Origin of the sequence: Flavobacterium cellulosilyticum (assembly GCF_004349355.1) — a bacterium.
Classification (GTDB): Bacteria; Bacteroidota; Bacteroidia; order Flavobacteriales; family Flavobacteriaceae; genus Flavobacterium; species Flavobacterium cellulosilyticum.
The window spans coordinates 956,665-968,771 of the sequence record NZ_SMFK01000001.1 but is presented as its reverse complement, the minus strand read 5'-3'; the positions used below and the strand labels follow the sequence as shown (position 1 = coordinate 968,771).

The window sequence follows — 12,107 nt, the reverse complement described above, 5'->3', positions numbered from 1 at the left end:
GCAAAAGGCATTAGTTTGTAGTCTTGCCAATTTACCGTAAGGCGTTAATAATTTATTTTTATTTTTAGCCAAAAGCCATTAGGCAAAAGGCATTAGTAACTTTTATTTACTAGTCTCTAATTTATTTAAAAAGGAATTAATCATTTTGCTTTCTTCAATAATCTGATTTGATAACTCTAAAAACAATTTTTCATCATTAATAAAATCCAATTTATTTGCTACTAATAATTGTGTTTCTAATTCACACAAAGAACCTCGAGCTATTTTGATAAATTGAATATAACTTTGAGTTGATTGTCTTCCATATCCTTCAGCAATATTTGAAGGAACTGACACTGAACTTCTTTTTATTTGGCTTGACAAAGCGTATAATTCATCTTTAGGAAAACTTGAAACTAATTTATAAGTCATACAGACAATATCAATTCCTTTCTGCCAAATCAATAAATCTTTATACGATTTTATTTCACTCATTTTTTTTGAGTTGTTAGGCAAAGCCATTAGCCACTAGTTTCTTACTATTGCCTTTTGGCTTTTGCCTATTGCCTTTTTACTATTTATAATTTCTTGCGGCTATTTTAATAAACTCGTATTTCAATTCTTCCTTATGAAGTTCTTCATTTTTGATGTCGTAGCCATTGTATTCCCAAGCACCCACAAATTTGAAATTTTCATCATCGCGAAGTGTTTCTCCTTCGGCATCTTGATATTCATCACGGAAGTGTCCTCCACAAGATTCTTTACGTTGCAAAGCATCCATAGCCATCAATTGTCCTAATTCGATAAAATCGGCAACACGAAGTGCTTTTTCTAATTCAGGATTCAATTCATCTGAACTTCCCGGAACATATACTTCTTTGTAGAATTCTTCTTTTAAAGCAGCAATTTCTTCGATAGCTGCTGTTAAATCCTTTTCATTGCGACCCATTCCTACTTTGTTCCACATAATATGACCTAAAAGTTTGTGGAAATGATCCACTGTTTTAGTTCCATTATTCGATAAGAACTTATCAATTGAATCTTTAACATTTTTTTCAGCGGCAACGAATTCAGGTAACTCAGTTGAAATTTTACCTGTACGAATATCATCAGATAAATAATCAGATACGGTATAAGGCAATACAAAATATCCATCTGCCAATCCTTGCATCAAAGCCGAAGCTCCTAAACGATTCGCTCCGTGGTCAGAGAAGTTTGCCTCTCCTGCAACGAAACATCCTGGAATAGTAGACTGTAAGTTATAATCAACCCAAACACCCCCCATAGTATAGTGAACTGCTGGATAAATTTTCATTGGAGTTTCATAGGGATTCTCATCCGTAATCTTTTGGTACATCGTAAACAAGTTACCATATTTTTCTTCCAACCATTTTTTCCCTAATGAAATAATTTCTTCTTGAGAAGGATTATGATTCCCTTTGGCATAAGCCGTTTGTTTTCCTTTTGATTGAATCTCTGTTGAGAAATCAAGGTAAACTCCTTCGTTTGTATTGTTAGCTTCAATTCCGAAACCAGCGTCACAAACTTCTTTTGCAGCTCTAGATGCCACATCACGAGGCACTAGATTTCCAAAAGCAGGATATTTTCTTTCTAAGTAGTAATCTCTATCTGCTTCGGCAATTTGTGTTGGTTTCATTTTACCTGCACGAATCGCTTCTGCATCTTCTTTTTTCTTTGGAACCCAAATACGTCCAGAGTTTCTTAATGACTCCGACATCAAGGTTAATTTAGATTGGTTGGTTCCGTGAACTGGAATACAAGTTGGGTGAATTTGCACATAACAAGGATTAGCAAAATAAGCGCCTTGTTTGTGAATTTTCCAACCAGCTGTTACGTTTGAACCCATTGCATTTGTTGAAAGGAAATAAACATTTCCATATCCTCCAGATGCTATAATTACTGCGTGAGCCGAATGTCTTTCTAATTCTCCAGTTATCAAATTACGCGCAATGATACCACGAGCTTTTCCATCTACTTTTACCAATTCCAACATTTCATGTCGGTTGAACATTTCGATTTTTCCTAAACCGATTTGTCTTGATAAAGAAGAATAAGCACCTAGTAATAATTGTTGCCCTGTTTGTCCTGCAGCATAAAAAGTACGTTGTACTTGTGTACCCCCAAATGAACGGTTGTCTAACATTCCACCATAATCACGTGCAAAAGGAACACCTTGAGCCACACATTGGTCGATGATGTTTCCTGAAACTTCTGCTAAACGGTGTACGTTTGCTTCACGTGCTCTGTAATCGCCACCTTTTATAGTGTCATAAAACAAACGGAAAGTACTATCTCCGTCATTTTGATAATTTTTTGCAGCATTGATACCTCCTTGTGCAGCAATTGAGTGCGCACGACGTGGAGAATCTTGGTAACAAAATGCTTTTACATTGTAACCCATTTCGGCAAAAGAAGCTGCTGCCGAAGCGCCCGCTAATCCTGTACCTACTACGATAATATCTATTTTTGGACGGTTGTTTGGTGCAACTAACCTTAAGTGGTCTTTATAATCAGTCCATTTTTGTGAAATGTGACCTTCTGGTATTTTAGAATCTAACTTCATTATAGATTGATATTAATTATTAATAAAATGATGAAATAATGCAATAAAAATAAATCCAAAAGGAACTACAATTGCAAAAGCATAACATATTTTATGCAAAGACTTTCCGATTTTGTTATCAAATCCTACAGATTGTAATGAAGATGTAAAACCGTGCCAAAGGTGTAATGCCAATAATACAAAAGCTACAACATACAAGCCGGTACGCACTGGATTTTCAAATTTAGCCACTAAATCACCATAATATCTTGTCTCTTCGATTGCATTTCCTTCTACATATTTATACACTATTTCGTGAAACCAGAAATCGTACATGTGTAAGCCTAAAAAAGCCAATACAACTAAACCAGAAATAATCATATTTCTTGATGCCCAAGAAGCATTTGCAGCGCCATCGTACTTAACATAAGCAACAGGTCTAGCACTTCTGTTTTTTAATTCTAAAACGAATCCCATAATGAAATGAAAAATAACTCCTGCAACTAAAATGGGCTGCATTACAAACTGAATTATAGGATTATAACCCATAAAATGAGACATTTCATTGAAAGCGTCTGCACTAAAAACTGAAAGCACATTAATAAAAAAGTGCAATGCTAGAAAAGAAATCAAGAAAATCCCAGAAAGCGCCATAGCCACTTTTTTAGCAATTGACGACTTCAACAACGTAGATTTTGCCATAAGTATTGAAAATAAATTATTTATAAAATTTAGGCAAAAATAAACCAAATAGAAGTGAACTACAACCTTTTCGCTACTATTTATAATTATTCTAAAGTCGGCTATTTAATCAGGTATCAAGTCCATCTTTCAATCCAATATATTAGCATATTAACATTAATTAATACGTATAATTCTAATATTTACGTATAAATACGTATTTTTTATGATATATCTATTTTTGTATCTTAACAAAACTCTTTATTAAATACTTGAATATATTTTTTGAACAAACAAAAATTAAAATGTTATTTTTTTCTTTATTGATTTTAAAGTGTCTAAATTTGATATATAAATAAAATATAATCATTCTTTAAAATGAAATACCATCAAATAGGCAGTCAGCTTTTCATAAAAAACCGTTTCAAGTTCACTGCACAAATAAATCCAAAAAGTTTGGCCATTTTTAACTCTAATGATATTTATCCCGTTTCAGCTGATAGCACTTTACCTTTTGCCCAACACCGAGATATTTTTTATTTAAGTGGTGTGGATCAAGAAGAAAGTATTCTACTACTTTTCCCTGACGCTCCATACGAAAACCAGCGTGAAATGCTGTTTCTTAAAGAAACCAGCGAACACATCGCCATTTGGGAAGGCGAAAAACTAACCAAAGACCGCGCCTTTGAAGTTTCAGGAATTAAAACCGTGCATTGGCTACAAGATTTTGAAAAAGTTTTAGCTGAACTAATGACCTATTGTGAGATCATTTACATTAATACCAACGAACATTATCGCGCCACTGTTGAAACCGAAACTCGTGAAGCCCGATTTGTAAAATGGTGGAAAGACAAATATCCAGCACACGCAGTAGCCAAAAGCAATCCTATTTTACAAAGATTACGTTCCGTAAAAGAAACCGAAGAATTGGATTTAATCCAAAATGCCTGTAACATCACAGAAAAAGGATTTCGAAGATTACTCTCTTTCGTAAAACCAAACGTGATGGAATACGAAATCGAAGCCGAATTGATTCACGAATTCGTTCGCAATCGTTCCAAAGGTTTTGCTTATACGCCCATTATCGCTTCAGGAAATAATGCAAATGTGCTACATTATATCGAAAATAACCAACAATGCAAAGCTGGTGATTTGATTCTAATGGATGTTGCCGCTGAATATGCCAATTATTCCAGTGATTTATCCCGAACTATTCCCGTTTCAGGACGTTATAATGACAGACAAAAAGCAGTTTACAATGCAGTTCTTCGTGTTAAAAACGACGCTACCAAAATGCTTACTCCAGGAACACTTTGGAAACAATACCATATAGAAGTGGGTAAATTAATGACTTCAGAATTACTGGGTTTAGGCCTTCTAGACAAGGCCGATATTCAAAACGAAAATCCGGAATGGCCCGCTTACAAAAAATACTTCATGCACGGAACTTCGCACCACATGGGATTGGACACACACGATTACGGTAAGTTAGCCGAACCCATGCAAGCCAATATGGTTTTTACCGTTGAGCCTGGAATCTACATTCCAGCTGAAGGTTTTGGCATTAGACTAGAAGATAATGTGGTGGTTCAGGAAACTGGAGAACCTTTTAATTTAATGCGCAACATCCCGATTGAAATTGAGGAAATCGAAACTTTGATGAACAAATAGCAGATTACAGAACGCAGAATACAGAAACGGATTACGAGAGTGAGCCGTTTTTTTTTATGGCACATCCCCGCTTCCGTAAACTCCAGCACGGTCGGGCTATCCGCTATATCTTTTATTCCGCTATCGCTCCATAAAAGGATGCCGCTTTTATCCCTTGCGCGAAATATCCAATTTAGAAATTAAGTTCAATTTTGTAACTTTACTATTCAATGATAGACCAATAACAATAAAACTCATATTAAGATGCAAGCACACGAAATAGATTACGAGATATTTGGCGAAGAAATGCAATACGTAGAAATAGAACTCGATCCACAAGAAATCGTCATTGCCGAAGCAGGAAGCTTCATGATGATGGACAATAATATCCAAATGCAAACTGTTTTTGGCGATGGTTCCCAACAACAATCTGGAATTTTCGACAAACTTCTCAGTGCTGGAAAACGCGTTCTTACGGGTGAAAGTTTGTTCATGACTGCTTTTATCAATCAAAACAACACCAAAGGTAAAGTGTCCTTTGCCTCACCCTATCCCGGAAAAATTCTACCTATCGATCTAACCCAATTTCAAGGAAAATTCATTTGCCAAAAAAGTTCGTTCTTATGTGCCGCCAAAGGAGTTTCAGTAGGAATTGAATTCTCCAAAAAATTAGGCCGTGGTTTTTTTGGCGGAGAAGGCTTTATCATGCAAAAAATCGAAGGAGACGGAATGGCATTTGTACATTCTGGAGGTACGATGGCCAAAAAAGAACTAAAAGCAGGCGAAGTTCTGAAAGTGGATACTGGCTGTATTATTGGATTTACCAAAGATGTTGATTACGACATCGAATTCATTGGCGGAATCAAAAATTCTGTTTTTGGTGGCGAGGGTTTATTTTACGCCACACTTCGAGGTCCCGGAACTGTTTACATACAATCACTACCTTTTAGCCGTTTAGCTGATAGAATCATTGCTTCTGCACCAAAATCTGGCGGAAACAGTCGCGATGAAGGTAGTTTGCTTGGCGGATTGGGAAATTTATTGGATGGGGATAATCGGTTTTAAAACTTTTAGAAGATAATTATAAACGGTTTACGAAAGTGAGCCGTTTTCTTCAGCAATAAACTTAATCAATGCTTCACAATGTCTTTTCTCAACAACTTTTTTCCTTAACATCTTTTTATCAGCAAAATGTCTAGAAATGTTTTGAATTAATTCAGTGTAATTATCTGAACTTTTTTTCTGATGATAAAAGACTCTCAAAGAAAAACAATTACGATTTTCAAATATAGTACTCAATAAAGTTCTATCGGACAAACCACAAGAATGACCAAAAACAAAGACTTGAAAAGGTTCCTTTTCAACAAAATTATACAAATATTTATAATTAGAATGTTCTAAATATTGAATTGATTTAAAATATTTAAGATATTCATTTTCATCAATGTTTTCTAATTCTTTATAATCATCATCCATTTCATCACCAAAGCCAAATATTATTGGTAACTCTTTTACTCCCGTCTTACCGTGAATATAATTGTAATTAATATCCAAACCTTTATTTGACAGATAATTCGAATAATCTAAAGCTGTTTTAGTATAATTAAAACTCAAAAGTAGAGTATTACCTAATTTTAAATTTTCTTTTTTATTATAAAAAATCCCATCCTCTTTTTCAAATAAAAAATCTTCATATCTCGGATTTGAATTCAAATGATTAATAATATCCAAATTCATAATATTCTCAAAATTATAAACCGCATCAAATGTTTTTGACAAGTAGTTTTCTAAAAGATTTTTAATGTCTTCAAATTCAATATTTAACTTTTCAACTTGTGCTTTTTGTTCCTGTGACCAATAATCTTCAGATTTTGAAATGTCCAAACACTTTGATTTCATAATCTTTTTTAATTCCCTATAATATTCATTTTCAATATCAACCCAATTCTGAATCGATTTTTGATTTATTAATCTAAAAAAAACATTTTTATAATTAAGTATATGAGCTCTTGGATATTTACCACTATTATTGTTTCCATGTTCACGATAAATTTCAGCATCTGAAAATTTTATTTTTTCATCATACTGCATGATAAAATTTGCTAATCCTTTTAAATTCTCAACGTGATAAAATTTAAGATTTTGCCCAATATTTTCAAATGAAACAAAATCATCATCGTAACTTGAACTATTTACTTTCTTCCAATAATCATCAATAAAATCTTTATAAGAGGTTGGCAATCCATGAGCTAAATCAAATCCGTTTCCAATAATAACAAGTCTATTCATATCTAAAATCCTTTACTCAAATATACTATTTATATTACTTAAATGTCCTTACATTTCTTATATGGTTTAAAAAATTTAGCCTTATTTTTGTGTCAAGTTTACAGCGATGAATCAAATCCTCTACAAAAACACGAAAATCTCCTATTCCGATACTGGAAAAGGCAGCGCTGTTGTATTACTCCACGGTTTTTTGGAAAACAAATCCATGTGGCAGAATTTGGCTCCAGAGTTAAGTTTAAAACACCGAGTTATAACCATTGATTTGTTAGGTCATGGCGAGTCGGAATGCTTGGGATACGTCCATTCGATGGAAGAAAATGCCGAAGTTGTTCGAGCAGTTTTATCAGAATTACGAATTCGGAAAGTGATTCTTGTTGGGCATTCAATGGGCGGTTATGTGGCTTTGGCTTTCGCCGAAATGTTTCCTATAATGATAAAAGGATTGGTTTTGATGAATTCGACTTCAAAAGCCGACAGCGAGGCGCGAAAAACAAATCGTGATCGCGCCATAAAAGCCGTAAAGAAAGATTATGCCGGTTTTGTGAGACTTTCTATTGCTAATTTATTCAATCCCGACAATCGAGAAAAGCTAGCGGATGAAATTGAAAAAGTAAAGAAAGAAGCCTTGAAAACGCCTTTGCAAGGAGTTGTAGCGTCACTCGAAGGAATGAAAATTCGCAAAAATAGAGAAGTATTATTGCATCATACGCCATATCCCAAAATGCTGATTCTGGGAGAAAAAGACCCTGTTTTAGTTTACAAGGATTCTTTGGAACAAATAGAAAATACTGCCGCAAAACTCGTTACTTTCCCCGACGGACATATGAGCCACATTGAAAATCAAGACGAATTGAAAACCGTTTTGCTAGAGTTTTTCAAAGGAGTTTAAATCTTCTCCTCAAAAGCAGCGTTATGGGGAGCAATTTCAAGTGCTGCTCATCTTGTAATAGTTTATGATATTTGGTTGGGAAGTGCCAAAAAGTTACGATACAAAACATTTAATTTAGGTATTTATAGCATTTTAATAATTTTATTTTTGAGCACTAATTCATCAGAATTAACCACCCAAAGACGGCCTAAGGTAAGTGGCGAAGAACTTCTTGTAATTATATGCTCTTCGGTAGTAAAACCTAAAGCAACCCCATTTTGCCTAGCAGCTATAAGAGTTTCATTATTATAGTCGCCATGAGGATATGCTATAGTATTAATATCAGAATGGTTAATATTTGAGAGATACTGTTTAGATCCATAAATTTCATCTAATTGAAATTCAAATGAATGGTTTGCCAAGGCAGGATGTGTTTTGGTGTGTATTCCTAAACTGAATAATTTATTATTTGACAAATGTTTTAAATGTTTGGAACTCATTAGTAAATTTTCAACCGATTTATTTGAAGTAAAATCGCTCCATTTTTTTATATAATTCAAAGCAGCAACTATTTTTTCATAGGGTAGTGGTTTTAAAAGTTCAGCTATATTAATGTATAATTTGCAACGATTTGTTGGCGGTTCTAATTGGTAATTCCATGATTCATGCTTTTTTTGAATTTCATCGGTTAATTTTTCTATTTCAAACTCAAAATGATGAATAGTATCATTGATGTTCATTGTAAGTTTTCCAGGTAAAATTCTAAAGTAAAGGATGATGCTTTCTAATTCATCCCACCAAAATAATTCTTGTTTGTCTATAAAATGCGAAGGCACAAAGAAAGTTGCGGGACAATGATATTTTTCTAATATAGGTTTAGCATATAAGAAATTATCATAGTAGGCATCATCAAATGTTACATAAATACTATTGCGTTCTATTTTGCCTTGACCTAATTGTTTCTCTAAGTCGGTAAGTGATAAAACTTTGAAGCTTTTGGTAATCATTTTGATATGTTCTTCAAAATTATTAGGACTAACAGCCATTTGCCAGGGATCTGTTTTAATATTACATACCCTATGATACATTAAAACAATAGCTTTAGGTTCTGATAGACCTAAATATTTTTTTATCCGATTTAACATCATTTCATATTTATTTTATGGCCTTAACCGTAATGATTACTTGATAATGCGGATCATGATAATCTAGTTGTTCTTTTTTTAGTTCTGGCAAACCCATTCCATATAAAAAGGCACTAGCAACAAGTACATTTCCGTAAGTTTTGATAGTAATATTATCTTCGGAGAAATGTTCTTGCAATATGCGTTGAATTGATGCGTCGGTAAAAGACCACAACCAATATTTACTCCATTGATCTTGTGCAATATGACTGATTCCAGGAACTGTTAATAATAAAGTTCCACCAGGTTTTAAAACCCTATAACATGTTTCGATAGCGGCTTTATAATCATAAATTAGATGCAATGTTTGTGTTAATATTATACAATCGAAGGTATTGGAGGGTAGGTGAGGCGCATTGCTTAAATCTCCAATATATGTGGCTTGTTTATTAGATTCATCAATATGTAAAATATCACTCTGGGTAAGTTTGTCACCGCCATATTTTAAGGTATATTCGTTATCACCTATTTCGAGCGCTCTTCCTTTAACTTTAAAGGAATTTTCATCTAGAAAATTTTCTATATAATACCGGTCTAATGGTCCTCCACGATCATAACCAAATTGAGTACTAAATGGCGTTGTTCTATCTAAATCACCTAAATTTATTTTCCCAATGGTTGGAGAGTCTATAATTTGCTTTTTATATAATTTCTTGATTGACTCAAAGATTTTTGTAGGTATGAGTTTATTTTTGACAGCATTTTTAGCCATGAGAACTATCCTATCTTTTGAGAATTGATTTTTTTTAGTATTAAATTTTTCATAGAGCATTGGGCTATTAGTCTTCAAACATTCAATTTCTTCTTTATTAAAATTATATAATGTTGAATATAACTGAGCACACAAATGATCATATATTTTTTTAGAATAGTAGCTTTTCCAAAAAGCGATTCCAAGTAAAAATGATTCCTTTTCGGCGGAAGTTACCAGGTGTTTTTTTTGATTTGATATTACAAGTAATGCATATTTCATCATTCTGGAATAATTTGAAGACATATTATTATCATGTAAACGATACACTGCAATTAAACCTGTATGGTGTATTACTGGGTGCTGCCTTGTAATTTGTAGATATAAATCATAATCTTCACAATAAGGTAAAGAAGTGTCGAATTTAAAAGTGTCAAAGACCCATCGTTGATATAGTACAGTGGCATGCATACCAATAAAGTTACCTTCTAAGAGATTTAAATAGGTGTCTTTATCAACTTCTTTTTGAACAAACCACGTTTTGTCTTCAGGTTCATAATATAACTCGTGGCCACCAGAAACAAACGCTATTTCATTTTTTTTTATTAGTAAATCTAAATTACTTTCTAAAGCTGTTTCTAAAAGCCAATCATCTGCATCCAAAAACACTAAATAGTCTCCAGAAGAATATTTAATACCACTGTTCCTTGCAGCCGAAAGTCCAGCATTTACTTGATAAAAATAATTAACAGATGGATATTTTAAACAAACATTTTTTGTATTATCTATAGATCCATCATCAATTACTATTATTTCAAAATTATGATACGTTTGGTTTAAAACACTTTCAATTGCTTTTGGCAAATAATATCCATGGTTATAGCATGTAATAATTACTGAAACTATAGGTTTTTTTGAATTTGATGTTGGTTTCATTACGTTTATTTTTTAACAAGTCTTGGTTTATTCTTATTATAGGCATAAAATTTTAGTCCAGAAATAAGGCCTTTTATTTCACTTAATAAAGTGCTATACCTAAATTTAAAATTTGGAAAACCCATACGCAATAATAATAAATAATAGTTTGGCAATTGATAGGCATATCTTTTATATCCTAAAAATTTGTTTTCCTTATGCTGTAATAATATTGATACCACATGACCCCGCATGTAACTATACAGTTGTTTTTTTAACTGCTTTTTTTCTTTACGATGTTCATGAAATACAACTGCTCGGGGATTATATTGAATTTTATACCCATTAATAAGCATTTTGAGCCATAGTTCTGAATCTTCACTACAACCGGAGGCCCCTGCGCCTTGGCGTTCATCAAAATAATTCATTTTAGATATTACTTCTTTTTTAAATGCCATGTTTGCTCCAGCTCCAATTTCCCATACTCTTGGAATACCTTTAGAATTTTGAATATAATTTAAGTTAAAATAAATATCTTCATAACCTTTGTTAAATCCCCAATGTTTTTCAAATATTTGTTGACTTTCAGTTTCAAGTGAAGATGCTATTACAAGACCTGTTAATGCATCAATCTCTTCATTATTAAATGCATTCCAAATATTGTAAGTCCATAATTTATCAACTTCAACATCATCATCTGTATAAGCAATTATTGGGCACTTGGCTAATTTCGCACCTAAGTTTCGTGCAATTGATAAACCTGGTTTAGGTTCTTTATGATAAGTTACATTAATAAATTGTTTTGCAACAGCTTTTGTCGCTTTATCTGAAGGTGCATTGTCTATAACTAATATCTCTGTAGGCATACATAGTTGCATATTTATTTTTTCCAAGCACTTTTTCAAACTTTCACTTCTATTTCTGGTGCATATAACGATTGAAATGTCGACTTTTTCAGGAATTTCTTTATTTAAAAAGTTTTCAAGAATTTTTTCAATTAGTAAATTAAATTCAATATAATTATAAGATAAATATGAGCTTTGAAGCTCTTTTATATATTTTGCCCGTATGCTATATTTTTTTAAGGCTGGTAATATGGCGTCCAAAATTGATGTATGAATATTAGTAACACCTTCTTCTTCAATTAACAACTGTCCAAGTGGTATGTTTTTCCACCAGAAAACATAATAATATCTCAGACCAACTTTTGGGGAAATATTAAGGAGTTGATCATTATTTAATTGTATATGATGAATATGATATGGTAAAACTCTAGACATGTACTAA

At 32.9% G+C, this 12,107-nt stretch carries 10 protein-coding genes; 3 read left to right on the top strand and 7 right to left on the bottom strand.

The genetic code is table 11. From position 1 onward, the window contains the following. Positions 1 to 102: 102 nt before the first annotated feature. The 3 genes from E0F76_RS03790 to E0F76_RS03780 form a co-directional block, all read right to left on the bottom strand. The gene (locus E0F76_RS03790) at positions 103 to 474 is read right to left on the bottom strand and encodes a four helix bundle protein (RefSeq protein ID WP_132001553.1); all 372 of its coding nucleotides are present in this window, start codon (positions 472 to 474) and stop codon (positions 103 to 105) included. A gap of 79 nt (positions 475 to 553) precedes the next feature. Then, positions 554 to 2,563 (bottom strand): fumarate reductase/succinate dehydrogenase flavoprotein subunit, encoded by a 2,010-nt coding sequence (locus E0F76_RS03785; RefSeq protein ID WP_132001550.1) that lies wholly within the window; start codon positions 2,561 to 2,563, stop codon positions 554 to 556. Positions 2,564 to 2,575: 12 nt separating this feature from the next. Continuing rightward, positions 2,576 to 3,244, bottom strand: coding sequence for a succinate dehydrogenase cytochrome b subunit (locus tag E0F76_RS03780; protein ID WP_132001547.1), 669 nt, complete (start codon positions 3,242 to 3,244; stop codon positions 2,576 to 2,578). Positions 3,245 to 3,601: 357 nt separating this feature from the next. Here E0F76_RS03780 and E0F76_RS03775 point away from each other — a divergent pair, with 357 nt between their 5' ends. Beyond that, positions 3,602 to 4,894, top strand: a complete 1,293-nt coding sequence (locus E0F76_RS03775; RefSeq protein WP_132001544.1) for an aminopeptidase P family protein — start codon at positions 3,602 to 3,604, stop codon at positions 4,892 to 4,894. Positions 4,895 to 5,137: 243 nt separating this feature from the next. Then, positions 5,138 to 5,938, top strand: a complete 801-nt coding sequence (locus tag E0F76_RS03770; protein WP_132001541.1) for a TIGR00266 family protein — start codon at positions 5,138 to 5,140, stop codon at positions 5,936 to 5,938. Between the two features lie 27 nt (positions 5,939 to 5,965). Here E0F76_RS03770 and E0F76_RS03765 read toward each other — a convergent pair whose 3' ends face one another. Beyond that, on the bottom strand, positions 5,966 to 7,162 hold the full coding sequence (locus E0F76_RS03765; protein WP_132001538.1) for an AbiH family protein: 1,197 nt from the start codon (positions 7,160 to 7,162) through the stop codon (positions 5,966 to 5,968). A 106-nt stretch (positions 7,163 to 7,268) separates the two neighbouring features. Here E0F76_RS03765 and E0F76_RS03760 point away from each other — a divergent pair, with 106 nt between their 5' ends. Continuing rightward, positions 7,269 to 8,051 carry an alpha/beta fold hydrolase gene (locus E0F76_RS03760; protein ID WP_132001535.1) on the top strand — a complete coding sequence of 261 codons (783 nt, stop codon included), beginning with the start codon at positions 7,269 to 7,271 and terminating at the stop codon, positions 8,049 to 8,051. Positions 8,052 to 8,173: 122 nt separating this feature from the next. Here the strand turns inward: E0F76_RS03760 and E0F76_RS03755 are convergent, their stop codons facing one another. From E0F76_RS03755 to E0F76_RS03745, 3 genes are read right to left on the bottom strand one after another with little or no spacing between them, the layout of a single operon-like run. Further along, on the bottom strand, positions 8,174 to 9,178 hold the full coding sequence (locus tag E0F76_RS03755) for a polysaccharide deacetylase family protein (RefSeq protein WP_132001532.1): 1,005 nt from the start codon (positions 9,176 to 9,178) through the stop codon (positions 8,174 to 8,176). Positions 9,179 to 9,185: 7 nt separating this feature from the next. Next, on the bottom strand, positions 9,186 to 10,841 hold the full coding sequence (locus tag E0F76_RS03750; protein ID WP_132001529.1) for a glycosyltransferase: 1,656 nt from the start codon (positions 10,839 to 10,841) through the stop codon (positions 9,186 to 9,188). 5 nt (positions 10,842 to 10,846) lie between these two features. Then, positions 10,847 to 12,100 (bottom strand): glycosyltransferase family 2 protein, encoded by a 1,254-nt coding sequence (locus tag E0F76_RS03745; protein ID WP_132001526.1) that lies wholly within the window; start codon positions 12,098 to 12,100, stop codon positions 10,847 to 10,849. Positions 12,101 to 12,107 lie beyond the last annotated feature (7 nt).